We start from the raw sequence: 25,689 nt of genomic DNA, 5'->3' as shown, positions 1-25,689 counted from the left end.
CGTGAACGAGGAGAACGTCGCGTGACCCCCTGGAAAGGCACCCCGACTCGGCGTGTCCCGGCCCTGGACTTGGAGCTGTTGGACCGTAATGGTCCGAGTGGCCAGGCGTTCGTGTTCTGGCTCGTCATCCTTGTGTGGCCGGTCTGGGACATGGTCAAGGGCAGGGCCCATCCGCTGTGGCTAGCGATTCCCGCGCTGGTCGTCTTCGCCTTCCTGCATTTCGCCGTCGTCCGCACCGCGTTCGACGGGCGTTACCCGATGCGGTCGCCGATCGTTCTCCTGGTCGCCCAGGCGGGTGTCGCATCCGCCGCCGCACTGGCCTTCCAGGGACGGTGGTACACCCTGTTCCCCCTCCTCGGTCTCGCCGCCGGCGTCGTCGTGGGGCATCTCCCCGGCAGGTCGGGACGGCCGGAGCTGCCGCTGTTCATCGGCATCGGCGGCGTCTCGTCGCTGGGCGTCCTCGCGGGCCTGCTGGGCGGCGAGGACGGCGGCGCCCTAGCCGCCAACTGGTACGGGACCGTGACCGCGGGGGTCGTGACCGCGGTCATCCTGCGGCTGTTCACCGCGATCGGGCAGCTGCGCGACGCCCGGGAGGAACTGGCCGAGGCCGCCGTGGCGCGCGAGCGGCTCCGGTTCTCCCGCGACCTGCACGACCTGCTCGGCCACACGCTGTCGCTGATGGTGGTCAAGGCGCAGGCCGTCCGGCGCGTCGCCGAGCGCGATCCCGCGGTGGCCGCCGAGCAGGCCGCCGACATCGAGACCGTCGGGCGCAAGGCCCTCGACGAGGTCCGCCAGGCGGTCAGCGGCTACCGCGGCCGCGGGCTGGCCGACGAGCTGGACGCCGCCAGGATGGCGCTGGCCGACAGCGGCGTGGACGTCTCCGTCCGGCGCACGGGGCCGCCGCTGGCGCCCCGGACGGGCGCCCTGCTCGGCTGGGCGGTGCGCGAAGGGGTCACGAACGTCATCCGGCACAGCGGCGCCGGACGGTGTGAGATCACCGTCCGCAACGGCGAGGACAATGCCGTCCTGGAGGTGAAGGACGACGGCGCCGGGCAGGGCGGTTCAGCCTGGCAGGGCGGTTCAGGCTGGCAGGGCGGTTCCGGGGGCCACGGCCTGCGGGGTCTCTCCGAGCGGATGGAGTTGGTCGCCGGGACCGTCCAGGCGGGCCCTGCTCCGGACGGCGGCTTCCTGCTCACCGTCACCGTCCCCGCCACGGCGACCGTGGACGCCGGTGGACGGTGAGCCCCGTGATCAGAGTTCTGCTCGCCGAGGACCAGGGCATGATGCGCGGCGCGCTCGCGCTGCTGCTCGGCCTGGAGGAGGACATCGAGGTCGTCGCCCAGGTCGGCGACGGCGCGCAGGTCCTGCCCGAGGCGCTGCGAACGGAACCGGACATCGCTCTGCTCGACATCGAGATGCCCGGCCGCAGCGGCCTGGACGTCGCCGCCGACCTGCGCCGGGAACTGCCCGCATGCAAGATCCTTATCGTCACCACGTTCGGGCGCCCCGGATACCTGCGCCGCGCCATGGAGGCGGGCGCCGGCGGGTTCCTGGTCAAGGACGGCCCCATCGAGGATCTGGTCGTCGCACTGCGCCGCGTCCTGGCCGGGGAGCAGGTCGTCGACCCCGCGCTGGCCACCGCCGCCCTGTCGGTGGGCCCGAACCCGCTGACCGAACGGGAACGGGACGTGCTGAGCGCCGCGGCCGACGGATCGACCGTCGCCGACATCGCCGGGCGGCTGCGTCTGTCGGAGAGCACCGTCCGCAACTACCTGTCCGCCGCCATCGGCAAGACGGGGGCGCGCAACCGCATCGAGGCGGTGGGGACCGCACGCCACAACGGCTGGCTGTGAACCGCCTACGGGCGTGCGGGACAACGCGCCCCTACGATCGGTGGCGCAGGCCGTCCGCGCTCTAAGGAGACCCCTTGACCGACTCCACCGGCGCCCTCCCCGGGCTGGTCCCCTCGCCCGCCGCCCCCAGCGTGGTGCGGGCCGCGGGCTACGAGATCGAGGAGGAGCTGCGGGCCGCGCCGTCCGGGAGCGGCCGCCCGATCGTGATCGCGGGAGTGGACGAGGTCGGGCGCGGCGCATGGGCGGGTCCCGTCGTGGTGTGCGCGGCGGTGACGGATCTGAGCCCGCCGCCGGTCCTGCCCGGACGCGGGAAGAAGACGGTCGCGCTGACCGACTCCAAGCTCCTCACGCATGCTCACCGCGAGGCGTTCGCGGAAATCCTTCCTGACTGGCTGGCCGGGCACGCCATAGGCGCGTCCAGCCCGGAAGAAATCGACGAGCTGGGGATGACCGCCGCCCTGAGGCGGGCCGCCGTCCGCGCGTTGGAGTCGCTGCCCGTCCGGCCCGATGTGGTCATCCTCGACGGCAAGCACGATTTCCTCAGCCGTCCCTGGCGCGTCCGGTGCGAGATCAAGGCCGACCAGAGGTCGGTCACCGTCGCTGCCGGGTCCGTCTTGGCGAAGGTCCATCGGGACAGGCTCATGGCGGATCTGGACGGCGAGTTCCCCGGCTACGGGTTCGCCGACAGCGCCGGATACCCCTCACCCGTCCATCAGAAGGCCTTGGAGAAGCACGGGCCCACGCCGCACCACAGACTGTCCTGGTCGTACCTGGACGACCTCCCACGCTGGCGGCACATGAAGAAGCACCGCGATCCGCTCGCCGGTGAAGGACAGCTCAGCCTGCTGTGAATCCCCCGTGACCCCCTGCATGAGTCATCCTCGACGGCTCGGGTAGAGCGGCAGACACGGGAGGTGGATGCCATGGATGCCGTCGTCAAGAAGCTGCTGCGGGAATCCGGCGGGACCTTCGCCGAGGAGGCCGGCATAACCCTGAAGGACCAGCCCGCCGCACTGTTCAAACTGCTCGTCCTGGCCAACCTGCTGAGCGCCCGCATCTCCTCGGACATCGCCCTCGCCGCCGCCCGCGAGCTGTTCGAGGCGGGGGGCGGCACGGCACGCGGCATGGCCAGGCTCACCTGGCAGGAGCGCGTCGACGCGCTCGGCCGGGGCCACTACGTCCGCTACGACGAGAGCACCGCGTCCCGGCTGGGCGACGTGGCGGAGATCGTCGAGGACAGGTACAAGGGCGATCTGAGGCGGCTCGCCGTCGAAGCCGGACGCGACCCCGAGAAGGCGGCGGAGCTGCTGCAGGAGTTCCCCGGCATCGGCCCCACCGGAGTGGACATCTTCTGCCGCGAGGCGCAGGCCATCTGGCCATGGCTCCGCCCCTACGTCGACGACCAGGTGAAGAAGGGCGCCGAGCGGCTCGGCCTGCCCAGCGACGCCGGGGAACTCGCCTCGCAGGTGCCGGAGAAGGACCTGGCACGGCTCACCGCGGCGCTCGTCAGGGTGGCCCGGGACAAGAAGTTCGCCGACCACCTGAAGGCCGCGTGAGGGGACGCGTACGCGTCACGTCCAGAGGGCGACCTCGTCCACCTGCTTGCGGGTGATGTCGGGCACCATCGCGTCGTCCGCGGGGTAGCCGACGGGGATCACGACGTAAGCGCGTTCCTCCTGTGGGCGGTCGCACACCTCGTTCAGGAAGCGCATGGGGCTTGGGGTGTGGGTAAGGGTCGCCAAGCCCGCCTGGTGGAGTCCGGCCAACAGGAACCCCACGGCGATGCCCACGGACTCCTTCACGTAGTACGGACGCGGCGTCTCAGGGCCCTTGTGCACTTCGAAGACGATGATGACCGCGGGGGCGTCCTCAAGGAACGGCTTGCGCCAGTCGGTGCCGAGGGGGGCCAGCGCGTCCAGCCACTCCTGTGAGGCGCGCTTTTCGTAGAACTCCCGCTCCTCCCGCTCTGCGGCGTCTCTGAGGCGCCTCTTGCGCTCCGGGTCGGTCACCACCACGAAACGCCACGGCTGCAGGTTGGCTCCACTGGGCGCCGTCGCCGCGCCCCGGATCGCGTGTTCGACGACCTCGCGCGGCACCGGGCGGTCGGAGAAGTCCCGGACGGTGCGGCGCAGCGTCATCGTGTCGGCGAACGCCCGGGCACGCTCGACCGACTGCTCGGGCGGGACGTCGAAACGGGGCGCCGGCACGACGGGGTACTGCGGCTGGGTGCTCATGTGACCGTTCCTACCGTCGGCCACGGGCCCGGGACAATCGGCAGGATCAGCCAACGTTCCGGGCCCGTTCCGGCACTCCGCGCGTCGCGGGGGTGCTCAGTCCTTGCCGCGCGAGGCGACCCACTCCAGGTTCCAGCCGTACGCCTGGTCGACCGTCATCTTGCCCCAGCGCGGACGGCCGGGCGGCGGCATGACGTACCGGCCCTCACGGCGGACGACCAGCTCCCCGTTCACGTTCTCGATGAGTGCCAGGACCGCGTCGCGGGAGGCGTCCATGCAGTCGTTCATGTGCATCTCGATCGGCGGCGCGCCCACCGGGAACAGCGTGGCGACCGCGTCCATGCCCCGGAAGTCGTCCGCGCCGTCATAGATCTCCGCGAACACCAGGATCCGCTTGAAGTCCGCCGTGTGGTCGAGGTTGATGTGGAGGTTCTCCCCGGTTTCGACCGCGCCGGTGCGGTCGTCCTTGTCGAGCTTGATGAACGGCGGGCGGTCCAGCGCGCCCATGTCGCCGAGAGCGTGGATGATGCCCTTCCGGCCGTCCTTCAGCTCCCACAGGCAGCACAGGTCGAGGTCGAGGTCGACGCCGCGGCGGCGCTTGCCGAGCAAGCCCTTGGCCGCGCCCTCGCGCGCCGTCCAGTTGAGGTTGACGCGCATGTGGCCGCCCGTCGCCCCGTGCTTGGTGAGCGACACCGACGGCGCGTTCTTCGTCAGGGAGATCTTGCCGCCCTGCTGCTGCGGCGGCGCGGCCCCGGCAGGAGGCTGGGGCGGGGGCGCGTACTGGCCGGGCGGCGGCTGGTGCTGGCCGGCGGGCGGGGCGTACTGGTCCGCCGGGGGCTGGTACTGGCCGGGGGGCGGCGGCGCGTACTGCCCGGGCGGTGGCGGGTACTGACCAGGCGGCGGGGCGTACTGGCCGGGCGGAGGCGTGTACTGCCCGCCAGGAGGCGGGGGCGGGGGCGCGTACTGGCCGCCGGGAGGCGGCGGAGGCACGTACTGACCGCCGGGGGGCGCGTACTGCTCCTGCGGCGCCTGCGGGGGCGGGGCCTGCGGCTGCGGCGGCGCGGGCGGCGGCTGCGGAGGTGCGGGAGGCGCCGCCTGGCCGGGTTCGTCGACGCTGATGCCGAAGTCGGTGGCCAGCCCGGCGAGCCCGGAGTCGTAGCCCTGGCCGATCGCACGGAACTTCCACGCGCCCTGCCTGCGGTAGAGCTCGCCGAGCACGAACGCCGTCTCGGTGGTGGCGCCCTGGCTTTCGAACCTGGCGACCTCCGCGCCGGCCGCGGCGTCCACCACGCGCACGTAGAGCCCCTGGAACTTGGAGAACGTCCCACCGTCCGAGGACGCGGCGATGACTATCTTGTCGATGGCGGGCTCGACCCGGTTCAGGTCGACCGCCAGGACGTCAAGGACGGTCGGCCCCCGCTGCTTGCCCTCGTGCCGCACCGCGCCCGAACCGTGCACGGGCTGGTTGTAGAAGACGAAATCGTCGTCCGACCGGACCCGTCCGGTGTCCGCCAGCAGGAGCGCCGAGGCGTCCGCGTCGGGCACGCCGGGGCCGCCCTGCCAGCCGAGCTCGACCCGCACCGAAGGAACCGGAACCGCCGTGTTGGCGCCCTTCTGCATCGACATGAACGCTCCTCGTCATCGACCGACTGTCACCAACCTACGGGCAGCCGCCCGGCCCCGCGACATGCCATGAGAGGAGGACGCACGGAAGCTCCGGGGAGTTCCGTTTCGCTCGCGGCCTCACCCGGACGAGTCGGTGGGCGGCGCTCCCGGCAGCGGCGCGGGTTCGGGCGTGCGCAGGCCGTCCAGGACGATCCGCAGGTTGCGGTCCCGCTGCTGGTCACCCGCCTGCAGGCCCACCGTGTGGTCGCCGGTGGAGACCGACACCAGCAGGAACGCGACGTCCTGCCAGGTGATGTCCGCGCGCATGGCACCGGCGCCCTGGGCCCGCTCCACGAGGAGACGGATGCGCTCGCGCAGTTCCGCGCGCGCGTGGTCGATGCCGCCGCCCAGCGCGTAGTTGATGTCGCACAGTTCGTTGCGAAGCCGGGTGTAGGACGTCGCGAACTCGCTGAAGCCCTCCCAGGGGTCGGGATCGGCGAGCCCCTCGTCGCCCTTGGCGACGATCTCGCCGAGCACCTCGGCGAGGACCGCTTCGAGCAGCGTCTCCAGCGTGCTGACGCGCCGGTAGAACGTTCCGACGCCCACCCCGGCGCGGCGCGCGATCTCGTGGGCCGTGACCTCGCCGCCGATCTCGCCGGCCGCCTCGCGCGCCGCCGCGACGAGACGTTCCACGTTGCGCCGGGCGTCGGCCCGCGGGCGGCGGCCCGTGCCGTCGTCCAGCAGCCGGTCCACGGCGCTCCTGGTACCGCTCATGAACCGGATTCTAGCCACAAGCGGACGGTTCCGGTCCGATTCAAGTGGACAGCTCGCGTCCGGTTGCGCTACTTTCCCCGAAGCGGACGCCACCCGTCCGCTTGACGAAGGGACTGATCATGGCATCCGGACACGGAGGCTCCCCCGCCATGAAGATCACCGCGCTCGCCGCGGGCTTCGTGATGGCGAGCGTGGACGCCACGGTCATGCAGATCGCCGGGGCGACCGTCCAGGAGCGCCTGCACGCCCCGCTGAGCCGCCTCACCTGGGCCGTCGACGGCTATGTGCTGACGTTCGCCGCCCTGCTGATGCTGGCGGGCGGTCTCGCCGGGCGACTCGGAGCCCGGCGGGTCTACCTGTGGGGCATGGCGGTGTTCCTCACCGCCTCGCTGGCCGCCGCGCTCGCCCCCGCGATCGAGGTCCTCATCGCGGCCCGGCTCGTCCAGGGCGCGGGCGCGGCGTTGTTCATGCCGAGCTCGCTGGCACTGCTGGTCGACGCGTTCCCGGACCCGCGGCGCCGCACGCGCGTGCTCGGCCTGTGGTCGGCGATCGTGTCGTCCTCGATCGCCCTCGGCCCGACGGCCGGCGGCGTCCTGGTGAGCACGCTCGGCTGGCGCAGCATCTTCCTGCTCAACGTGCCGTTCGCGATCGTGGGCATGGCGCTGGCCCGCCGCCACATCGCCCCCGTCCCCGGCCGCCGCGCCCCGCTCGCCCTCCCCGGCCACGCCGCACTGGCCGCCGGCCTCGGCGCCCTGAGCTTCGCCCTGATCGAAGGACCACACCGCGGCTGGACGTCCCTGCCGGTCCTCACCGCGATCGCCGTGGCGCTGGGCACCACCGCCCTCCTCTTCCTGAGGGAGCGCCGCGCCCCCGCCGGCGTGATGCCATGGGCGCTGTTCCGCGGCCCGCGCTTCACCGGCGCCAACACCGTGGGATTCCTGTTCAACGCCGCGTTCTTCGGAACGCTCTTCCTGGTCGGCCTCTACTTCCAGCACGGCGCGGGCGCCGGCCCGCTCCGGGCGGGTCTGATGGTCCTCCCGATGACCGTCTTCATCCCGCTGAGCAACCTGGCCTTCGCGCACCTGTCCGCCCGCGTCAAAGCCGGACCCCTGCTGACCGCCTCCCTCCTCCTGGCGGCCGCGGCCTCGTTCGCGCTGACCACGGTCACCCCGTCCAGCCCCTACTGGACGACCGCCGCGGCCCTGGCGGCGACCGGCATCGCGGGCGGCATCATCTCCCCCGCCATGACGGCCGTCATGGTCGACGCCGCGGGCCCCGGAAACGGCAACGTCGCCGGCTCCGTCCTCAACACGGGCCGCCAGATAGGCACGCTCATCGGCATCGCGGTCATCGGCGCCGTCCTAGGCGCGTCCACCAACTGGACGACCAGCGCGACCATCGCGTTCTCACTGGTCGGAGCCGCCTACCTCACCGCGGCCCTGGCAGCCTGGCGCCTGATAGCCCGCCCCGAACGAACCAGCCAACAGGAACAACATCCCACCCCGGAACCCACTCCATGCCCCCACCACCAAACCGCCTGACCCCACCCGCACGACACCACAAACGCGCAGACGAAGGCCCACACACGGAGGAAGGGAGGCTCGGCACGTGGGAGGAAACCACGAGAAACGCCGTCGACGTCGGCCGCGATAAAGGGCGTTGTGGGGGTCAGGGGACTCGGGCGGTCCAGGCGGGGGTGGTGAACTTGTCGGTCGCGTACTTGTCGGCGAGGCGTCGTTCGTCCTCGGTCACGCGGTCGTCGGACAGGCCGTAGCGGCCGCGGAAATGGGCGATCATGCGATCGATGATCTCCTCGCGGGGCAGGCCGGTCTGGCGGCGGAGCGGGTCCACGCGCTTGACCGCGCTGGCGATGCCCTTGTCGGAGATCTTCTCCCGGCCGATGCGGAGCACCTTCATCATCGCGTCCGCGTCGATGTCGTAGGCCATGGTCACGTGGTGCAGCACGGCGCCGGCGGCGAGCCGTTTCTGCGCGGCCCCGGCGATCTTGCCGTGGTCGGAGGTGATGTCGTTCAGCGGCTGGTACCAGGCCCTGATGCCGAGTTCGCCCAGCGCGCCCAGCACCCAGTCGTCGAGGAAGGCGTAGCTCTCCGCGAAGGACATCCCCGCCACCAGGCTCTCCGGCGCGTAGAGCGAGTAGGTGATGGTGTTGCCCGGCTCGATGAACATCGCGCCACCGCCGCTGATCCGGCGGACCACGTCCACGCCGCGGCGCTCGGCCTCGGCGGCGTCGACCTCGTTGCGCAGCGACTGGAAGCTGCCGATGACCACCGCCGGCGACGCCCACTCCCACACCCGCAGCGTCGGCGGGCGCCGTCCCGCCCCGACCTCCTCGGCGAGCACCTGGTCGAGGGCCATGTGCAGTGCGGGGTCCCGCGGCGGCTCGTGGACGAGCCGCCAGTCGTGCTCGCGCCAGTCGGACGCCCGCGCGACGGCCCGCCGCACCGCGATCCCCACGGCCTCGGCGGTGATGCCGAGCATCACCGTGTCCCGCGGAAGGCCCGCCTGGACGCGGACCCCGATCGCCCGGGCGTCGAGACCGGCGGGCAGCCCGTCCAGGGCCGCGTTGATCGTTTCGAGGGCGTCGTCCGGCTCCAGGAAGAAGTCGCCGCTGATCCTCGGGCCGCGCAGCAGCCCGTCCACGACGTCGACATCGGCGACGACCAGCTTGCCGCCCGGGACCTTGTACTCACCGTGCATCACGTACATCTGAACCCCGCGGCCTCGCACTGGATTCCGCCGCGTGCGGGAACATGGCGCAGCGGCAGGCGGCCGCTGCGGCTAGTGTTCCGGGAACCTGACCACAGGAGGGGGCATGCCGAAACCGGGAAGACCGGTGCGCGGCTCGTCCGGGGGCCGCCCGCTGATGGCGGCCCTGGACCTCTTCGGGCGCCGCTGGACCCTGCGCATCGTCTGGGAATTGCAGGACCGGCCTCTCGGCTTCCGCACCCTCCAGCAGCGCTGCGACGACATGTCCTCCAGCGTCCTGCGGCAGCGGCTCCTCGAACTGATCGACGCGGGCCTCGTCCACCAGACGCCCGAGAACCTGTACGCCCTGACCGAGCTGGGCCGTGATGCCCGCGAGGCACTCCGACCGCTGTCGCGATGGTCCGACCGGTGGGCCGCGGCGCTCGACGAGGGTGCCGGCTGACACGGCATCCTCTTGCGCTTCTGTTTCCGAAGCGCAAGACTGCTTCTAAAATCGAAGCACCTGGGAGGCCGCCGTGCCGCGCATCGCCCCGCTCGATCCCCCGTACACCACCGAGATCGCCGCCGCCCTGGCCAGATGGATGCCACCGGACGTCGCCCGCGACCCGTTGGTGCTGTTCCGCACCCTGCACCGGAACCCCGAGCTGGCGTCCCGCATGCGCGTGCTCGGCGCCGGACTGCTCGCCCACGGCCGCCTGCCCGCCCGGGACCGCGAGATCATCATCGACCGGACCTGCGCCCGCGCCGGCTGCGAGTACGAGTGGGGCGTCCACGCCGCGACCTTCGGCGAGGCCGCCGGGCTGAGTCGGGAACAGCTCCAGGCGACCGTGTCCGGCGACGGCGCCCCCTGGTCGCCCAAGGAGCGCCTGCTGCTGAGCGCGGCCGACGAACTCCACGACTCGGCCTGCATATCCCCCCGAACCTGGACCGCCCTCGCCGAGCACTACGACGAGCCCCAGCTTCTCGAACTCCTGGTGCTCACCGGCTGGTACCGCACCATCAGCCAACTGATCAACACACTGGAGATCGACAACGAACCCTGGGCCCCCGCCTTCCCCACCTCGACCCCCCGATGACACCGGGCCCCGACCCGTCTCCACACACGGGCGGGGCGGTTCGGTGGGCTGGGCGAGGGGCATTGTTGAATGGCGGCGTCGCGGGGAGGGCCGCGGGGAAGGTGGTCTGGTGAGCAATCTCGACGTCAAGCCGAAGCCGGTCGAGTGCGGGGGGCGGGTGGACGCCCCGGGAGGGCCGGTCCATGAGCTGCTGCCGCCCCGGCGGGTGCCGCTCGGTGAGAGCACCATCGTCCGGCGGCTGCTGCCCAGCCTGGGCCGGCGGATGGTCGGCGCGTGGTGCTTCGTCGACCACTACGGGCCGGACGACATCACCGACGAGCCCGGCATGCAGGTGCCGCCGCACCCGCACATCGGCCTGCAGACGGTGAGCTGGCTGCACGGCGGCGAGGTGCTTCACCGCGACAGCCTGGGCAGCCTGCAGACCGTCCGGCCGAAGGAACTCGGGCTGATGACGTCCGGACGGGCCATCTCGCACTCGGAGGAGTCGCCGCGCGGGCACGGCCCCGTCCTGCACGGGGCCCAACTCTGGGTGGCGCTGCCCGAGTCCGACAGGAACACGGACCCGGCGTTCGAGCATCACGCCGACCTGCCCGTCGTCGACGGTCCGGGTTTCAGCGCCACCGTGATCCTCGGGGAACTGGACGGGGCCGCGTCGCCCGGCACGGTTTTCACGCCCATCGTCGGGGCGGACATCGCCCTGGCGGACGGCGCCGACGTGCGTCTGCCCCTGGAACCGGACTTCGAGTACGCCGCACTCACGATGTCCGGCGTCACGGAGGTCGACGGCATGCGCGTGGACCCCGGTTCGATGCTGTACCTGGGATCCGGCCGCCGCGAACTGCCCCTGAGGGCGGGCGTCGCGAGCGGGCTCATGCTGCTGGGCGGTGAGCCGTTCGAGGAGAAGCTCGTCATGTGGTGGAACTTCGTCGCCCGGACGGGAGAAGAGATCGCCCGTGCCCGGGAGGACTGGATGGGAGGCGACCGGTTCGGCACCGTGCGCGGGTATGACGGCTCCCCCATCCCGGCACCCGCCATGCCGGCGACACCGCTGAAGTCAAGGGGCCGGACTCGCTGAACGGCGCCCCCGCGCCCGACCCCGGCCGGGCAGCCCTCGCCGGGCACCCCCTGGTCAGGCGCACGCCTGAACAAGCGCACGCCTGAACAGGCGCCCAGGTCTGAACAGGCGCACGTCTGAACAGGCGCACGTCTAAACGGGCGCACGTCTAAACGGGCGCACGTCTAAACGGGCGCACGTCTGGACAGGCGCCCACGCCTGCACAGGCCCACGTCCCGACAGCCCCACGCCTCGACGGCCCACGTCCCGACAGGCCCACGTCCCGACAGGCCCGCGCCTGGACAGACCCGCGCCTGGACAGACCCGCGCCTGGACAGGCCCGCGCCTGGACAGCACACACGGGGACAGGCGTATGTCTGGACAGGCTTCCTGGGCAGGTGCCCCCACTGGACGGGGCCGGTGTTTCACAGCGTGGGCTGCTGCGTGCCGGCGGGCGGTGCGTTTGGGGTGCGGAGGGAGGCGAGGAGGGTGCTCAGCATCAGGACGCCTCCTGCGGCGGCGAGCCCGTTGAGGGCGATCGCGGCGATCGGATACTCGGCGGGCGTGTAGCCGCCTGGGCGAAGGAGTGCGACCGCGAGCTTCCAGCCGCCCCAGGCGAAGAGGGAGCCGGACGCGGTGAACCCGAGGGCCATAGGCAGCCAGGCAGGCACGTTCGGGCGTGCGGAACTGACGGCCAGGACGCTCCAGACCCCGAGCAGTGCCCAGAGCGCCGAATCACCCAGGAGGAGCCGGGCGTTCAGGTCGACCAGGTCGCGGTGTGCGGGATCGAGGCCGAGTTCCGCGCCCGCCGACCAGAGCGTCCAGAAGGCGGTCGGCACAGCGGTGAAGACGGCGGCCGTGCGCGCGCGCCGGACGGCGGTTCTTCTTCGGTCAGGGAGGCGTCCCAGGAAGGCGGTCGGCCATCGCTCCCGCATGTAGATGGGGAGCGCGATGGCGAGGCCGAGGGCCATGCCGGTGAATCCGATGCCGATGAGAGTCATCTCCCAGGACGGTGCCGCGTCGCCACCGGCGTCCTCCTCACCGGCGCCCAGGACCGCACTGACCAGGGTGTAGGGCATGAGGGGGATCAGGAAGCCGCTTCCCACCCAGGTGAAGAAGACCAGGGGGGCGGCCGGAATCCGCCACCGCGTGCCCCGAGCCAGGACAAGCCCCAGGATGATCCCGGTCGCGGACATGCCGACCGTCACCACGTTGAGCACGATCCAGTCCGCGCCGCCGAAATCCGCTGGAGCGTGGCCGAACGCCGCGGCCGCTATCCACACGACCTTGACCGCCAGGTACAGCGACAGCGACGCGGCGGCGCCATACCCGCCGAGCCGTCGCGCCGCCTCCCATCTCGCCCCGATCACTCCGGACATTCCCGTCATGATCGAAGCCTGCCGTCCGCCGGGCGGCCGCCGACTCCCCCGCGCGGGGCGTCAGCCTCACCCGCGCGGCGGATGGCGTCGGCTCTAGCGTTCGGCCGGAAGGAAGGCGTCGAGGGCTTCGGCGACCAGGTCGGGACGTTCGAGGGTCTGCATGTGCGGCGTGCCGGGGAGCTCCCGGTACGTCGAGCCCGGGATGCGCTCGGCGATGCCGGACATGATCTCCGGGGTCGTCGAGGCGTCCAGTTCACCCGCGAGCACCAGGGTCGGGAAGTCCGCCCCGGCGAGGCGGTCCCGGACGTCGACGCCCTTGAAGGCCCGCCAGGCCGCGGCCCAGTCGGCGGAGTCGGAGCGCCGGATGCGCTCCCGCGCGTACCGGACGCCCCACGGGTCGGTGGCGAGCGCGGCGGGCGTGAACCAGCGCGTCAGCGTGGGGACGAGCTGCGCCTCCATGCCGTCGGCCTCACCGGAGCGAGCGCGGTCCTCGAAGGCGTCGAAGGCGTGGTCGGTGGTGGCGAGCAGCGCCAGCGAGGCGACGCGTTCGGGTGCGCGGACGGCGACGGTCTGGGCGATGCCGCCGCCCATCGACAGGCCGACGACGTGCGCCCGGTCCACCTCGAACGCGTCGAGGACGCCGAGCAGGTCCGCGGCGAGGTCGTCCATGGTGAACGGCCGCGGCGCTCCGGCGGCGCCGCCGTGGCCGCGGAAGTCGTAGGCGAAGACCCGCCGGCCGTTCGCCAGCCGTTCCATGACGGGCTCCCACATGCGCCAGTCCACGCCCAGGGAATGCGAAAGGATCACAGCCGGTCCGCGGTCGCCCTTCTGCGCGACGACGGTCTCGTGGTCGGCCAGCGCGACGCGGTGCATCTGTGGCGGCTTCGGAACGCCCTGCTCTTCCAGAACGCCGTTGACGACGGCGAGCGCGTCCAGCGCGCGAGGAAAGCCCGCATAGACCGAGATGTGCTCGCAAAGCGCCAGCAACTCGGACGGCTCGACGCCCTGACGCAACGCTCCCCGCACGTGGCTGGCGAGACGGCGGTCGGCGCCTCCCAGGGCCGCGATGATGGCGACGGAGGCGAGCTCCCGCGCTTGGCGGCTCAGTTCGGGACGGGCCAGAGCACCGCCGAACGCCCCCTCCACCACGGTTTCGAACATCTGCGGGGACGTCCGGAGCACCTCTTCGAGCGCCTCTTCGGGCGTGCGTCCCATCAATCCCTCGTACTCGTGCCGCCCAAGCTCGCCACGGTTCATGTCGTGCTCCTCCGTCAGTGGTCCACGTTCTGTGGGACGCCTCCATGCTCCTGCCGATGCCTGCAAGATGTCCAAGACCTAGTGAAGCTTGCCGTCATATCCCTGCCTTATCACTCCTGCTCCGGCAGACCTGGCGCGCAGACGCACGCAAGCCGCTTCGGCTTCCCGGCCGTCCGTCAGGGTCCGATCGAGGCGAGATCCGGACGGCGCGCGACGAAGTCGATGAACGCGGCCAGCGCGGGGCCCGGACGGCGTCCGGCAGGCCAGGCAAGGGACGGCGCCCAGGTCGGTTCCGGTTCGAGGCGGACGATGCTCACCGGTTGGCCCGGCTCCTCGGCCACCGAGCGGGGGACGACGGCAGCGGCCAGTCCCACGCTCGCCATGGCCCTGGCCGTGCTGTACTCCCGCGTCTCGAACCGGATGCGCGCCGCCGCGCCGGCGGCCGCCAAGGCGGACAGGACGATCTCGCGGATCACCGAGCCCGGCGAGTAGCAGACCAGGTCGACACCGTCCAGCGCGGCGACGGGCACCCTGTACCTGCCCCCGAGCGGCGCCGACTCCGAGGTGATGAGGACAAGCGGCTCCTCGCCCAGCGGGAGGGACTCCAACCGCCGTCCTTCCTCCTGCGGCGGCATCCGGACGACGGTCGCCGCGTCGAGGCGTCCTCCGCCGAGGTCCGCCACCATCTCCTCGGTGTTCATCTCCCGCAACTCCACGTCGACCGCCGGGAACTCCGCGGAGAACTCCGCCAGCAGGCGCGCGAGCCGGGCCGTCAGGCCGCGGGCTCCACCGAGGCGGATCCGGCCCCGCGTCCCTTCCGCCCAGCCGCGCATCTCGTCCTCGACCGCCGCGATGTCGGACAGGATCCGCTCGGCATGCTCCAGTAGCGCCGCGCCGGCCGGTGTCAGCTCGACCCGGTGGTTGTTGCGCTCGAACAGCGTGATGCCGAGTTGCCGCTCCAGCTTGCGGATCTGCTGCGACAGGGCGGGCTGCGCGATCTGCAACGTCTCCGCCGCACGCGTGAAGTGCAGCTCACGTGCCACCGCCCTGAAGTACTCCAGCTGGCGAGAACCCATCATGTGCTGATGCTCTCACCACATAACCGGTCATGCACAGTTCCTCTTGCAGGCCGCCAGGAGGTGCTAACGCAGGGGTAACGGCCGGCTCACGAGACTCCCGATCATGGATTCCGACGCAGGACGCCGTCGATGAGACGGGCCGTGCTCCTCGCCGGCGCAGTGCTCGCCGCGACCGCGATCCTCGTGGCCCGCTCGACGACGTTCGTCCGCGAGCCCACCGCCGCCCCTACGATGGCCGCGACGACCCCGGCTCCGAGGCGGCAGGCGACGACGCCCACCTTCACCCGATCCCAGCGCGAGGAACTCACCCGCGCGCTCCACCGGTACCTGGACGGCAGGCCCGGCGATCTGTCGATCGCGGTGCGCGAGGTGGCCACCGGCCTCTCGTACTCCTATGGCGGGAGCCTGCGCACGGCGACGGCCAGCATCGTCAAGGTCGACATCGTCATGGCGGTGCTGCTCCGGGCGCAGGACGAGCGGCGCGCGCTCACGTCCACCGAGAAGGCCCTGGCCGAACGGGCGATCAAGGTCAGCGACAATGACGCCACCGGCGCGCTGTGGCGTTCCATCGGCGGCGGGGACGGCCTGGCCTCCGCCAACGAGAGACTGGGCCTGCGCGATACCAAGCCAGGTCCCGGCGGCTCCTGGGGGTCGTCGACGACTAGCGCCGCCGACCAGATCCGGCTGCTGGCCGCTCTCACGTCGGCGCACGGCCCGCTCGGTTCCTCAGGCCGACGCTACGTCCGCCACCTGATGGGGGAGGTCGTGCCGGAGCAGGCGTGGGGAGTCGGCGCGGCCGGGAGCGGCGCCGAAGTGAAGAACGGCTGGCTCCCCCGCGAAAGGCACGGCCGCGCCTGGACGGTCAACAGCATCGGCATCGTCCGCGCCACCGGGCGCACCTTTCTGCTCGCCGTCCTCTCAGAACGCGGCGCCACCCTGCGGGACGGGATCGAGGCCGTCGAGCACGCCTGCAAAACCGTCGCCGCGGCCTTCACCCGCGGCTCCATCGAAACCTGAACGGCCCGTTCACCTGCGATGTTCGCGAGATCCGCATCCGGGCCGTCATACTCTCCGTCGAACCAGGGCCCGTCCCCCGCGCCGAAGGAGCCGCTGGCATGCGCACTCGTCCGCTGTACGACGTCGTCGCCGTCCTGGCGCGGCTAGGCGTGGGCATCGTCTTCATGGCGCACGGCTGGCAGAAGATCGAGGCTGGGGTGACCGCGACGGGCCGCTCGTTCGACGCGCTCGGCGTTCCGCTGCCGACCGCCGCGGCCGTCTACTCCGCGTTCGTCGAACTCCTCGGCGGGGCGGCGCTGATCGTCGGGCTCGGCCTGCCGGTCACCGGGGCTCTGCTCTTCATCGACATGACGGGCGCGTTCATCTTCGTCCATGCGGACCAGGGCCTGTTCATGGTGGACGGCGGGACCGTCCAGGACGGCTACGAGCTGGTCCTCGCGCTCGGCATGGCCAGCCTGCTGTTCGCGGCGGGCGGCGGCGGCCGCCTGACCCTCGACCAGTGGGTGATCGCGAAGCGCGTCCGCCGCCCCGGTCCGGGTGACGAGGACGAGGACGACGCGGCGAGCTTCGTGGAGTCGCTGCGCGAGGCCGAGCTGAAGCCCGTGAAGAAGCCGCGCCGCCCCTCCAAGCCCCCCGCTCTCCCCGCCCCGGACCCGTCCGAGAAACCGGACAAGCCCGCCGACGACCCCGACGACGTGCTGGTGGCCGGGCGCCGCAAGCCGTCCCAGCGCCGCCGCGCCTCGACCACCCAGCCGACCAAGCGCCCCGCGGACGACGCAGGCACACCGAACTGAGGCACGCGAGAAGGGACCGGCCGAAGCCGATCCCCCACTCGTGGACGGCGGCGGCTCAGCAAGTCACGCCACAGGCTGGAGGCCTTGGCGCCACGTGGGGTGTGCCGGGTGCCAGCCCAGTTCGCGCTTGGCCTTGGCGTTGGATGCGCCACGCAGTTCGGTCATGAGCACGACTCCGGCCTCTCCGGCTGCCAGCCGTCCGATGAACCGCGGTACGCGCAGCGGCTTCTTGGCGCCCAGCATCACCGCCAGTTCCGGCAGCCATTCGGCGACCGGGGCGGGGTCGTCATCGACGATGTTGTAGACACCGCGGCCGCCGTTCTCCACCGCCGCGACCGTGGCCTCCGCGGCGTCGGCGATGTGGACGAACGACCACACTCCGCCGCCGTCGCCGACGACCGGGAACTTCCGCTTGCGGATCATCTCGAGCTGCTCGGAACCCGGCGCCATGGAGGTGCCCGGCCCGTAGAACGCGCCGTAGCGCAGCACGATCCCCTCGGTCCAGTCGGCGCCCAGCACGGCCTTCTCCAGATGCTCGACCGCGGCGATCATCGAGGCCATCGGGGCGACCGGTGAGCGGTCCAAGGGGTCCTGCTCGCTCTTGACCCGCCCGCCGGTGCGGTCGTAGGTGAAGGCGCCGTTGCTCTGGGCGACGAACCGTCGTACACCGGTGGCGCGCGCGGCCGCGAGCAGGTTGTCGTTGCCCTCGGTCCGCAGCCGGTCGGTGGCGGCGAAGCTGCGTTCGAAATGGCGGGTGTCGATGTCCCCGATGGCGGTCAACTGGTTGACGATCACCTCTGGTGCCGCCTCGCGCACGGCCGCCTCGACCTGGGAGCGATCGAGCGCGTCGGCGATGACCGGTACCGCGCCCAGCCGGGCCGCCCCGGACTTGCCGGATTCGCTGCGGACCATGGCGAACACCTCGTGCCCCGCTTCGACCAGACGAGGCAGGAGTTCCTTGCCCATCGCTCCGGTCGCTCCTGCCACCAGTACTCTCATCGTCGGCTCCCTTGCTCTCCGGTCCGGGTTCGCCACCTGAACCGGATGGCCCGACGATTGCTGACAGAAGTCGAAGGTGACCTACGTCACACCGTGAGCAGAGGCTCCCCATGGTCGGCCGACGCCCATTGCCGGGTCGCTCGTTCGAGCTTGTCGGGGTTCGCCTGAGTGCGGCAGGCAGTGATGCCCTCGGCTGTGACCTCCAGGCACATGACGGCGACGACCCGGCCGTCCACGACGGCCACAGCGGCGGGCTCGCCATTGGCGACCCAGGCGTAGATCTCGGACGAGCCGCCGACGATGGCGCGTTTGGCCTCGGAGGGCTCGAACAGGGCCCGGACGAACTTCGCGACCGCGGCGGCTCCCTCGAACGCCCTGGTGCGTGCCGGGACCCGCCCTCCGCCATCGCCGACGGAGACGGCGTCCTTGGTGAGGAGGCGTACGAGCTCATCGGTCTGGCCGCTGGCGGCGGCCGCCAGGAACTCCTCGACGATCCGATGGGCGGCGGCATCGTCGATCTCGCTGCGCGTTCTGCCGTACGCGACATGCTTCTTGGCACGGTGAAAGATCTGCTGGCTGGCGGCCTCGGTGATGTCGAGGATCTCAGCGATCTCCCGGTGCGGGTAGTCGAAGGCCTCCCGCAGCACATAAACGGCCCGTTCGTTGGGAGACAGGCGCTCCATAAGGGTGAGGACCGCGTACGAGACCGATTCGCGCTGCTCGGCCGTGTCGGCGGGCCCGAGCATCACGTCCCCCGCGAGCAGCGGCTCGGGGAGCCATCGGCCCACGTAGGTCTCGCGGCGTGCCCGCGCGGAGGCGAGCTGGTTGAGGCACAGGTTGGTGAGCACCTTCGTCAGCCAGGCCTCGGGGACCTCGACGCGGGCGACGTCGGCGGCCTGCCAGCGCAGGAACGTTTCCTGCACGACGTCCTGGGCTTCGTCCGCGGAACCGAGGAGACGGTAGGCGATGGCCTGCAGACGGGGCCTCGCCAGCTCGAACCGGTCGATGTCCTCAACCGACAAAGGCATGATCCGATTCTAGTCCTCCGCAGCGTCCAGCTGGTCGGCGCCCGTCTCGCGGATCGGGCCATCCGGACGGCGGGCCTCTAGCTTTCCGGCAGTTCGGCCGAAGCCGATCAGCCCGAACGAATCAGCGGGCAAAGGTCCGCTCGCGTACCGGGGCAGTGTCCAGCGGGTGCGGTATGCCCGCCCGAGTCTCGGTCTCAAGCGCCGCCGTCACCGCGTACGGGGTCCGTAGCGGGGCGAAGTCCGTCGAACAGGACGGCCAGGATTTGCTCACGGTCCTCAGGTGCTCGTTCCACGGCCCAAGCGACCGCCGCGACAAGCGAGAACAGCGCGGAGGCACTGACGTCCGGCCGGACGGCCCCGGCCTGCTGAGCGCGCACCAACAGCTGCGCCCCACCCGCTTTCATGGCCTGACAACTGGCGTGCAGGTCCGATTCCGGATCGGCGAGGCTGTCAACGAGGGCGTCGACCAGGCCGCGATAGGTCATCGCATGCTCCACTGCGGCCTCGAACCATCTGGCCAGTGCGTCGCCGGGCATGGCGGTGGTGAGCAGCGCGTCCGAGCGTACGCGCAGCCCGCGGAGGCTCTCACCCAGTAGAGCCTCCAGAAGCGCCTGGCGGGTCGGGAAGTGCCGGTAGAGGGTCACGTTCCCGACGCCGGCTCTGCGCGCGATGTCGTTCAGGGACGCGCCGACGCCCTGCTCGGTGAACGCCGCCCGCGCCGCCGTCAGCAGCCGTTCGGAGTTGCGCCGCGCGTCCTTGCGCGGCGCCCGCCCGGTAGCCCGCCCATTCGTCATGAACCCTCCGCCGGTTGCTAAACGAGGAAGCTCCTCATATCGTACCGGACTTGAAGCGAGGAGCCTCCTCGTTTAACTTCCACCGCCGCAGCGAGGAGCATCATGACCGAAGAGATCCTGCCCGCGCCGACAACGGGGGCCACCCGTGTGCCCGATCCGCCCGGATCGCAGCGCCGACCGGGCCTCGTGCTGGCGATCGTCCTGACCTGCCAGACGATGTTCATCCTCGACACCAGCGTGGTGAACATCGCCCTGCCCCACATCCAGCGCGACATGGCCTTCTCCCCTGCCGATCTGTCGTGGGTGCTGAACGCCTACATGCTGGCCTTCGGCGGGCTGCTCCTGCTCGGCGGACGCATCGGCGACATCTTCGGCCAGCGGCGGGCACTCATCGGCGGAGTCGCCGTGTTCACCGTCGCCTCACTGGCCGGCGGGCTGTCGACCTCGGCCGGAATGCTGCTCGTCGCCCGCGCCGGTCAGGGGATCGGCGCCGCCGTCGCCGCACCGACCGTCCTCGCCCTGATCACCCTCGGCTTCCCCGACCCGGCCGCGCGAGGCCGGGCGCTGGGCGCCTACGCGGCCGTTTCCGGCTCCGGCGCCGCCCTCGGCCTGATCGCCGGCGGAATGCTCACCGACTGGATGTCCTGGCGCTGGGTCCTGTTCATCAACGTGCCGGTCGGCGCCGTCCTGCTCATCTCGGCCCCGCTGTTCATCGCCGAAACCGACCGCCGTCCAGGACGCTTCGACCTCGCCGGCTCGCTGACCTCGACCCTGGGCATGACCGCACTCGTCTTCGGCTTCATCCGCGCCGCCGAGCAGGACTTCGGCGACCCGGTCGCCCTCGGCGCGCTCGGCGCGGCCGTCATCCAGCTCGCGCTGTTCGTCGCCATCGAGGCCCATGTCCGGCAGCCGATCACTCCGCTGCGGCTGTTCGCCGACCGCAACCGAGCCACCGGCTACCTCGGCCTGCTGTTCGTCATGGCCGCGGGCAACGGCATGTTCTTCTTCCTCACCCAGTTCCTGCAGCAGATCCGCGGCTACGACCCGCTGAAGGCCGGCCTCGCGTTCGTGCCGCTGACCGTCCTGATCCTCATCTCCTCCAACGCCTCCGCTCGGCTGCTGCCCCGCCTCGGCGCGAAGACGCTCACCGCCTCCGGCGCCGCGGCCATCACCGTGGGCCTCCTCTGGCTGGCCCGGCTCACACCGTCGGCCGACTACGCGGGATCGCTGCTCGGCCCGACACTCATCGCCGGCCTCGGCATGGGCACCCTGCTGGTCGGGGTCACCACCGTGCTGACCTCCGGCGTACGCGCGGAGGACGCCGGCGCCGCCTCCGGCCTGCGCAACGTCATGCAGCAGATCGGCGGCGCACTGGGGCTGGCCATCCTCGTCACCGCGTTCGGCGCCGCCACCCGCACGACACACGGAACAGGCCACCACGTCTTCACCGAGGGGGTGACTACGGCCTTCACCGTCGGAGCGGCTTTCACCGCCTGCACCATCCTGCTGGCCCTGACCATGAGGACACGTCAAGACCCCGCGCCCGAACCCCTGCGCGGCGAGGAGCCCCATCCGATGACGGACGCATAACCCAGTCGATGCTTCGCCCCGAGGCCCGGCAAAGGCGGGTCGCGGTAGGCCGCGGATCGAACGGCGAGCTGCGCTCAACGCAACAAACGATCACGCGAAAGCGAGAGCGGGGTACCGGCCTGTGACCGATACCCCGCTCTGACCAGGCACTACGCAGCCGGTATCGGCTCCGGGTCAGCTGCAGCCGCTGGTCGAGCCGCAGCCCTCGCAGACGTAGCAGCTGCCCGCCGGGCGCATCTTGGTACCGCAGGTGAGGCAGAGCGGCGCGTCGGCCGTGCGGCCCTGGCGGCTCTCGATCACCTCCATGGACGAGCGCGCCCCGCCGACCGCGGCCGGGGCGGGCGCCGCCGGCCGGGCGATCTCGGCCGACTGCGCCAGCGACTCGTGGTCGACCTCCTCCTCGGCGTGCAGGGCGGCGGGGTCCTCGCCGTTGGCCTGCATCGCGCGCTCGCCGGCGGTGAAGATGCCGAGTTCGGCGCGCTCCTCGTACGGGAGGTGGTCCAGCGCCAGGCGGCGGAAGATGTAGTCCATCACCGAGGTCGCCATGCGGATGTCCGGGTCGTCGGTCATGCCCGCCGGCTCGAACCGCATGTTGGTGAACTTCTCCACCCACGTCTCCAGCGGGACGCCGTACTGGAGGCTGATGGAGATCGCCATGGAGAAGGCGTCCATCACGCCGGCGAGCGTGGAGCCCTGCTTGCCGAGCTTGAGGAAGACCTCGCCGACGCCGTCGTCCGGGTAGGACGAGGCGGTCATGTACCCCTCGGCGCCGGCCACGGAGAAGCGGGTCACGGTCGCGGGACGCTGCTTCGGCAGCCGCCTGCGGACGGGGCGCGGCGTCGTCTCCGCGGGCGCCGCCGCCTTCGGCTCCTCCTTCTTGCCCGCTGCGGACAGCGGCTGGCCGACCTTGCAGTTGTCGCGGTAGATCGCCAGGGCCTTCAGGCCGAGCCGCCAGCCCTCGAAGTACACCTTCTCGATGTCCTCGACGGTGGCCTGCTCCGGCATGTTGACGGTCTTGGAGATCGCGCCGGACAGGAACGGCTGGACGGCCGCCATCATCCGGACGTGCCCCATCGGGCTGATCGCCCGCTCGCCCATCGCGCAGTCGAACACCTCGTAGTGCTCGGGCCGCAGCCCGGGCGCGTCCACGACGTGGCCGTGCTCGGAGATGAACTCGACGATCGCCTCGATCTGCTCCTGCTGGTAGCCGAGCTGCTTCAGGGCGCGCGGCACCGTGTGGTTGACGATCTGCATGGACCCGCCGCCGACGAGCTTCTTGAACTTCATCAGCGCGAGGTCCGGCTCGATGCCGGTGGTGTCGCAGTCCATCATCAGGCCGATCGTCCCGGTGGGGGCGAGCAGGCTGGCCTGCGCGTTGCGGTAGCCGTTCTTCTCGCCGGCCTTCAGGCAGTCCGTCCACTGCTTGGCGGCGGCGGCGTGGATCGCCTTGTCCATCGCGCCCAGCGTCCGGACGTCGTCGTTGGCGGCGGCGTGCTTGCGCATGACGCGCTTGTGGCCCTCGGCGTTGCGCGCGTAGCCCGCGTACGGGCCGACGACGCCCGCGATCTCGGCCGACCGCCGGTAGGCGACGCCCGTCATCAGCGAGGTGATCGCCGCCGCCAGGGACCGTCCGCCCTCGGAGTCGTAGGCGTGCCCGGTCGCCATCAGCAGCGCGCCCAGGTTGGCGTAGCCGATGCCGAGCTGCCGGTAGTCGCGGGTCGTCTGCGCGATCTTCTCGGTCGGGAAGTCGGCGAACGTGATGGAGATGTCCATCGCCGTGATGATCAGCTCGGTGAGCTTGACGAACCTCGCGACGTCGAAGGCGTTCTCGGGCGTGAGGAACTTCAGCAGGTTGATGCTCGCGAGGTTGCAGGACGAGTTGTCCAGGCTCATGTACTCCGAGCAGGGGTTGGACGCGGTGATCCGCCCGGTCTCGGGGTTGGTGTGCCAGTCGTTGATCGTGTCGTCGTACTGGATGCCGGGGTCGGCGCACTCCCACGCCGCCTTGGCCATCAGCCGGAACAGCTCCTTGGCCTCGACCTTCTCGACGACCTCGCCGGTCATCCGGGCCCGCAGCGCGAACTGCCCGTCCGACTCCACGGCGTGCATGAACTCGTCCGACACCCGGACGGAGTTGTTGGCGTTCTGGTACTGGACGCTGCCGATGTCCTTGCCGCCGAGGTCCATGTCGAACCCGGCGTCCCGCAGCGCGCGGATCTTGTTCTCCTCGCGCGCCTTGGTCTCGATGAACTCCCCGATGTCGGGGTGGTCGACGTCCAGCACGACCATCTTGGCGGCACGGCGGGTCGCGCCGCCCGACTTGATCGTTCCGGCGGACGCGTCGGCGCCGCGCATGAACGAGACCGGGCCGCTGGCCGTCCCGCCCGAGGACAGCAGCTCGCGGCTGGAGCGGATGCGGGAGAGGTTCAGGCCGGCGCCGGAGCCGCCCTTGAAGATCACGCCCTCTTCCTTGTACCAGTCCAGGATCGACTCCATCGTGTCGTCCACGGACAGGATGAAGCACGCCGAGACCTGCTGCGGGGACTTCGTGCCGACGTTGAACCACACGGGGGAGTTGAAGCTGAACAGCTGGTGGACCAGCGCGTACTTCAGTTCGTGGTCGAAGATCTCGGCGTCCTCGTCGGACGCGAAGTAGCCCTCCTGGCGGCCCGTGTCCACGTACATGCGGACGACACGGTCGACGAGCTGTTTCAGGCTCCATTCCCGCTGCGGCGTGCCGACCGCCCCGCGGAAGTACTTGGACGTGACGATGTTGACGGCGTTCAGCGACCAGAAGTCGGGGAACTCGACGCCGCGCTGCTCGAAGTTCACCGAGCCGTCGCGCCAGTTGGTCATGACGACGTCACGACGTTCCCAGCGCATCTCGTCGTACGGGTGCACGCCGGGCGTGGTGAAGATGCGCTCGACCTTCAGCCCCCTGCGGCCCCCCTTGCCGCGCCGCGCCGCCGAGCCGCTCACCGTCTCCGTCATGACCTTCCCCCTCTCGGGCCCTCCCGCCGGGCCCTGTCCAGGAACAACCACGCCGCCGCCCGGGCCATGCCCGCGCGGAGACGCCTTTACGTGTGCTGATGTGTTTCCGGAACCGTCCCTACCGGGACGGGCCGGGCTCCCCCGAGGAACCGGTCTTCCGCAGTGCCTCGATCTCCTTGGCGAAGTCGTCGAGCGACTCGAAGCCCCGGTAGACCGAGGCGAATCGCAGATAGGCGACCTCGTCGAGTTCGCCGAGCGGCCCCAGGATCGCGAGGCCGATCTCGTGCGAGGGGATTTCCGCGGACCCGGACGACCTGATCGCCTCTTCGACCCGCTGCCCCAGCTTCGCGAGCGCATCCTCGTCGACCGGACGGCCCTGGCAGGCCCTGCGCACACCGGCGATGATCTTTTCCCGGGAGAACGGCTCGGTGACCCCGCTGCGCTTGGCCACCATCACGAGCACATTCTCCTGCGTCGTGAATCGCTTGCCGCATTCCGAGCACGACCGGCGACGCCGAATGGCGCCCCCGTCATCGGTCGAACGGCTGTCGATCACTTTGGTGTCAGGGTTGCGACAGAACGGGCAGTGCACGTTTGGTCCCTCCCCTGACGTAAACGAGTTACACCGATGATAGCGCCATATATAGGGAACTACATCGATGTGACTACTAGATGTTGTGGTCAACCGTACGGCTCACCGGACTCGTTCGCAACCTGGTCCCGAGCCCCCTGCGTCACATCCGCCACGTCCGCGCAGGTCATCTCCGACACCCCGATTTTCCCTCCGGGCGTGTCGTCACCCAGCGCCCCCGACAGGCCCCTCCCGGTAACCCCCGGCACGCCGAAGTCCCAGCAAGAGGCCCTCTCCCGCGCGCTGTCAGCCGCCCGCCGCGGCGCCCCCGGCCGCCGATCCCGCTCCCGGCCGGCAAGCGCCGGCACCGCCGCCCGCACGCAAGTTCCGAGCGCTCCGCCGCGAGGAGCGCGACCCGTCGCGCCGACGGGTGGTACCCGCCGCTCCGCGTCGTTCGACGGGCACCTTGAGTCACCGCATCCAGGGTGACTGAGCGTGACCGAGCCCGCTGCGCCGGTCAGCTCGACGGAAGCCGGAGTTGCTGACCGGGGTGGACGGTGGGGTCGCCTGCCAGACCGTTGAGGTCGATCATGCGCTGCACCACAAGGCGCGGGTCGCTGCCGGGATCGGCGGTGGACGCGATGTCCCACAGGGTTTCGCCGGGCTCGACGACGACCGTTTCGGCGGGACGGGACGCGCCGCCGTGGCTTTCCCGGGAGCCGGCGAACGCGCCCGAACCCATGGTGAGCCAGAGCAGTACGAGCGTCACGGTGGCGACGAAGGCGACCAGGACGACGCGGCCCCGGCGGGTCAGGCGGATCGGAGGACGGCCACTGTGGGGTGAACCCGGCATCTCTCCCCTCCTCG

General features: G+C 71.1%; 24 protein-coding genes. 11 read left to right on the top strand and 13 right to left on the bottom strand.

The window, feature by feature from the left end; translation table 11 throughout:
- The first annotated feature begins 21 nt into the window (after positions 1–21).
- The 4 genes from AB0H37_RS04350 (at position 22) to AB0H37_RS04335 (ending at position 3,409) form a co-directional block, all read left to right on the top strand.
- Positions 22–1,242 carry a histidine kinase gene (locus AB0H37_RS04350; protein ID WP_360611302.1) on the top strand — a complete coding sequence of 407 codons (1,221 nt, stop codon included), beginning with the start codon at positions 22–24 and terminating at the stop codon, positions 1,240–1,242.
- A 5-nt stretch (positions 1,243–1,247) separates the two neighbouring features.
- Positions 1,248–1,853 (top strand): response regulator transcription factor, encoded by a 606-nt coding sequence (locus AB0H37_RS04345; protein WP_329087553.1) that lies wholly within the window; start codon positions 1,248–1,250, stop codon positions 1,851–1,853.
- A gap of 131 nt (positions 1,854–1,984) precedes the next feature.
- Positions 1,985–2,704 (top strand): ribonuclease HII, encoded by a 720-nt coding sequence (locus AB0H37_RS04340; RefSeq protein ID WP_360611618.1) that lies wholly within the window; start codon positions 1,985–1,987, stop codon positions 2,702–2,704.
- Between the two features lie 72 nt (positions 2,705–2,776).
- Positions 2,777–3,409, top strand: coding sequence for an endonuclease (locus AB0H37_RS04335; protein ID WP_360611300.1), 633 nt, complete (start codon positions 2,777–2,779; stop codon positions 3,407–3,409).
- Between the two features lie 15 nt (positions 3,410–3,424).
- Here the strand turns inward: AB0H37_RS04335 and AB0H37_RS04330 are convergent, their stop codons facing one another.
- From AB0H37_RS04330 to AB0H37_RS04320, 3 genes are all read right to left on the bottom strand, one after another.
- Entirely contained in the window at positions 3,425–4,087 is a 663-nt protein-coding gene (locus AB0H37_RS04330) for a nitroreductase family protein (protein ID WP_360611298.1), read from the bottom strand.
- Positions 4,088–4,183: 96 nt separating this feature from the next.
- On the bottom strand, positions 4,184–5,713 hold the full coding sequence (locus tag AB0H37_RS04325; protein WP_360611296.1) for a TerD family protein: 1,530 nt from the start codon (positions 5,711–5,713) through the stop codon (positions 4,184–4,186).
- Between the two features lie 117 nt (positions 5,714–5,830).
- On the bottom strand, positions 5,831–6,466 hold the full coding sequence (locus AB0H37_RS04320; RefSeq protein ID WP_179836570.1) for a TetR/AcrR family transcriptional regulator: 636 nt from the start codon (positions 6,464–6,466) through the stop codon (positions 5,831–5,833).
- Between the two features lie 119 nt (positions 6,467–6,585).
- Between AB0H37_RS04320 and AB0H37_RS04315 the strand changes: the two genes are divergently transcribed.
- Entirely contained in the window at positions 6,586–8,007 is a 1,422-nt protein-coding gene (locus tag AB0H37_RS04315; RefSeq protein ID WP_360611293.1) for an MFS transporter, read from the top strand.
- A 127-nt stretch (positions 8,008–8,134) separates the two neighbouring features.
- Here AB0H37_RS04315 and AB0H37_RS04310 read toward each other — a convergent pair whose 3' ends face one another.
- Positions 8,135–9,193 (bottom strand): biotin/lipoate A/B protein ligase family protein, encoded by a 1,059-nt coding sequence (locus tag AB0H37_RS04310; RefSeq protein ID WP_360611291.1) that lies wholly within the window; start codon positions 9,191–9,193, stop codon positions 8,135–8,137.
- 106 nt (positions 9,194–9,299) lie between these two features.
- On the opposite strand from AB0H37_RS04310, the gene AB0H37_RS04305 reads away from it, so the two are divergent.
- The 3 genes from AB0H37_RS04305 (at position 9,300) to AB0H37_RS04295 (ending at position 11,344) form a co-directional block, all read left to right on the top strand.
- The gene (locus tag AB0H37_RS04305; protein ID WP_360611289.1) at positions 9,300–9,635 is read left to right on the top strand and encodes a helix-turn-helix domain-containing protein; all 336 of its coding nucleotides are present in this window, start codon (positions 9,300–9,302) and stop codon (positions 9,633–9,635) included.
- Between the two features lie 73 nt (positions 9,636–9,708).
- Entirely contained in the window at positions 9,709–10,269 is a 561-nt protein-coding gene (locus AB0H37_RS04300; protein ID WP_329087538.1) for a carboxymuconolactone decarboxylase family protein, read from the top strand.
- Between the two features lie 109 nt (positions 10,270–10,378).
- Positions 10,379–11,344, top strand: a complete 966-nt coding sequence (locus AB0H37_RS04295) for a pirin family protein (protein WP_360611287.1) — start codon at positions 10,379–10,381, stop codon at positions 11,342–11,344.
- Positions 11,345–11,748: 404 nt separating this feature from the next.
- On the opposite strand, the gene AB0H37_RS04290 is transcribed toward AB0H37_RS04295, so the two are convergent.
- The 3 genes from AB0H37_RS04290 to AB0H37_RS04280 all read right to left on the bottom strand — a co-directional run bounded on the left by AB0H37_RS04290 (position 11,749) and on the right by AB0H37_RS04280 (position 15,038).
- Entirely contained in the window at positions 11,749–12,711 is a 963-nt protein-coding gene (locus tag AB0H37_RS04290) for a hypothetical protein (RefSeq protein ID WP_360611285.1), read from the bottom strand.
- An 84-nt stretch (positions 12,712–12,795) separates the two neighbouring features.
- Positions 12,796–13,959 (bottom strand): alpha/beta fold hydrolase, encoded by a 1,164-nt coding sequence (locus AB0H37_RS04285; RefSeq protein WP_360611283.1) that lies wholly within the window; start codon positions 13,957–13,959, stop codon positions 12,796–12,798.
- A gap of 176 nt (positions 13,960–14,135) precedes the next feature.
- Positions 14,136–15,038, bottom strand: a complete 903-nt coding sequence (locus tag AB0H37_RS04280; RefSeq protein WP_179836577.1) for a LysR family transcriptional regulator — start codon at positions 15,036–15,038, stop codon at positions 14,136–14,138.
- A gap of 129 nt (positions 15,039–15,167) precedes the next feature.
- Here AB0H37_RS04280 and AB0H37_RS04275 point away from each other — a divergent pair, with 129 nt between their 5' ends.
- Positions 15,168–16,055, top strand: coding sequence for a serine hydrolase (locus AB0H37_RS04275; RefSeq protein WP_360611281.1), 888 nt, complete (start codon positions 15,168–15,170; stop codon positions 16,053–16,055).
- 98 nt (positions 16,056–16,153) lie between these two features.
- Entirely contained in the window at positions 16,154–16,849 is a 696-nt protein-coding gene (locus AB0H37_RS04270; RefSeq protein WP_360611279.1) for a DoxX family protein, read from the top strand.
- A gap of 63 nt (positions 16,850–16,912) precedes the next feature.
- Here AB0H37_RS04270 and AB0H37_RS04265 read toward each other — a convergent pair whose 3' ends face one another.
- The 3 genes from AB0H37_RS04265 to AB0H37_RS04255 form a co-directional block, all read right to left on the bottom strand.
- Entirely contained in the window at positions 16,913–17,848 is a 936-nt protein-coding gene (locus tag AB0H37_RS04265) for an NAD(P)-dependent oxidoreductase (RefSeq protein WP_329087530.1), read from the bottom strand.
- 86 nt (positions 17,849–17,934) lie between these two features.
- Positions 17,935–18,876 (bottom strand): RNA polymerase sigma factor SigJ, encoded by a 942-nt coding sequence (gene sigJ, locus AB0H37_RS04260; protein WP_360611277.1) that lies wholly within the window; start codon positions 18,874–18,876, stop codon positions 17,935–17,937.
- A 194-nt stretch (positions 18,877–19,070) separates the two neighbouring features.
- Positions 19,071–19,670, bottom strand: a complete 600-nt coding sequence (locus tag AB0H37_RS04255) for a helix-turn-helix domain-containing protein (protein WP_360611275.1) — start codon at positions 19,668–19,670, stop codon at positions 19,071–19,073.
- A gap of 102 nt (positions 19,671–19,772) precedes the next feature.
- Between AB0H37_RS04255 and AB0H37_RS04250 the strand changes: the two genes are divergently transcribed.
- Positions 19,773–21,260, top strand: a complete 1,488-nt coding sequence (locus AB0H37_RS04250; protein ID WP_360611273.1) for an MFS transporter — start codon at positions 19,773–19,775, stop codon at positions 21,258–21,260.
- Between the two features lie 174 nt (positions 21,261–21,434).
- Here AB0H37_RS04250 and AB0H37_RS04245 read toward each other — a convergent pair whose 3' ends face one another.
- The 3 genes from AB0H37_RS04245 to AB0H37_RS04235 form a co-directional block, all read right to left on the bottom strand.
- Positions 21,435–24,251 carry a vitamin B12-dependent ribonucleotide reductase gene (locus AB0H37_RS04245; protein WP_360611271.1) on the bottom strand — a complete coding sequence of 939 codons (2,817 nt, stop codon included), beginning with the start codon at positions 24,249–24,251 and terminating at the stop codon, positions 21,435–21,437.
- A 118-nt stretch (positions 24,252–24,369) separates the two neighbouring features.
- Complete coding sequence (gene nrdR / locus AB0H37_RS04240; RefSeq protein WP_179836585.1) at positions 24,370–24,843, bottom strand: transcriptional regulator NrdR; 474 nt, start codon at positions 24,841–24,843, stop codon at positions 24,370–24,372.
- 496 nt (positions 24,844–25,339) lie between these two features.
- On the bottom strand, positions 25,340–25,675 hold the full coding sequence (locus tag AB0H37_RS04235) for a LysM domain-containing protein (protein WP_179836586.1): 336 nt from the start codon (positions 25,673–25,675) through the stop codon (positions 25,340–25,342).
- Between the last annotated feature and the right edge of the window lie 14 nt (positions 25,676–25,689).

It is taken from the genome of Actinomadura sp. NPDC023710, assembly GCF_040639875.1.
Lineage (GTDB): Bacteria > Actinomycetota > Actinomycetes > Streptosporangiales > Streptosporangiaceae > Spirillospora > Spirillospora citrea.
Note: the sequence above shows the minus strand (reverse complement) of the source record. Positions and strands in the feature narration are given on the sequence as shown.

What these genes read in the sequence shown, in the direction of transcription:
- AB0H37_RS04275 (WP_360611281.1), top strand. Translation starts at nt 15,168, where the DNA reads ATGAGACGGGCCGTGCTCCTCGCCGGCGCAGTGCTCGCCGCGACCGCG.
- AB0H37_RS04310 (WP_360611291.1), bottom strand. Translation starts at nt 9,193, where the DNA reads ATGTACGTGATGCACGGTGAGTACAAGGTCCCGGGCGGCAAGCTGGTC.
- AB0H37_RS04335 (WP_360611300.1), top strand. Translation starts at nt 2,777, where the DNA reads ATGGATGCCGTCGTCAAGAAGCTGCTGCGGGAATCCGGCGGGACCTTC.
- AB0H37_RS04315 (WP_360611293.1), top strand. Translation starts at nt 6,586, where the DNA reads ATGGCATCCGGACACGGAGGCTCCCCCGCCATGAAGATCACCGCGCTC.
- AB0H37_RS04305 (WP_360611289.1), top strand. Translation starts at nt 9,300, where the DNA reads ATGCCGAAACCGGGAAGACCGGTGCGCGGCTCGTCCGGGGGCCGCCCG.
- AB0H37_RS04245 (WP_360611271.1), bottom strand. Translation starts at nt 24,251, where the DNA reads ATGACGGAGACGGTGAGCGGCTCGGCGGCGCGGCGCGGCAAGGGGGGC.
- AB0H37_RS04280 (WP_179836577.1), bottom strand. Translation starts at nt 15,038, where the DNA reads ATGATGGGTTCTCGCCAGCTGGAGTACTTCAGGGCGGTGGCACGTGAG.
- AB0H37_RS04255 (WP_360611275.1), bottom strand. Translation starts at nt 19,670, where the DNA reads ATGACGAATGGGCGGGCTACCGGGCGGGCGCCGCGCAAGGACGCGCGG.
- AB0H37_RS04235 (WP_179836586.1), bottom strand. Translation starts at nt 25,675, where the DNA reads ATGCCGGGTTCACCCCACAGTGGCCGTCCTCCGATCCGCCTGACCCGC.
- AB0H37_RS04285 (WP_360611283.1), bottom strand. Translation starts at nt 13,959, where the DNA reads ATGAACCGTGGCGAGCTTGGGCGGCACGAGTACGAGGGATTGATGGGA.
- AB0H37_RS04320 (WP_179836570.1), bottom strand. Translation starts at nt 6,466, where the DNA reads ATGAGCGGTACCAGGAGCGCCGTGGACCGGCTGCTGGACGACGGCACG.
- AB0H37_RS04265 (WP_329087530.1), bottom strand. Translation starts at nt 17,848, where the DNA reads ATGAGAGTACTGGTGGCAGGAGCGACCGGAGCGATGGGCAAGGAACTC.
- sigJ (WP_360611277.1), bottom strand. Translation starts at nt 18,876, where the DNA reads ATGCCTTTGTCGGTTGAGGACATCGACCGGTTCGAGCTGGCGAGGCCC.
- AB0H37_RS04330 (WP_360611298.1), bottom strand. Translation starts at nt 4,087, where the DNA reads ATGAGCACCCAGCCGCAGTACCCCGTCGTGCCGGCGCCCCGTTTCGAC.
- AB0H37_RS04250 (WP_360611273.1), top strand. Translation starts at nt 19,773, where the DNA reads ATGACCGAAGAGATCCTGCCCGCGCCGACAACGGGGGCCACCCGTGTG.
- AB0H37_RS04325 (WP_360611296.1), bottom strand. Translation starts at nt 5,713, where the DNA reads ATGTCGATGCAGAAGGGCGCCAACACGGCGGTTCCGGTTCCTTCGGTG.
- AB0H37_RS04290 (WP_360611285.1), bottom strand. Translation starts at nt 12,711, where the DNA reads ATGACGGGAATGTCCGGAGTGATCGGGGCGAGATGGGAGGCGGCGCGA.
- AB0H37_RS04270 (WP_360611279.1), top strand. Translation starts at nt 16,154, where the DNA reads ATGCGCACTCGTCCGCTGTACGACGTCGTCGCCGTCCTGGCGCGGCTA.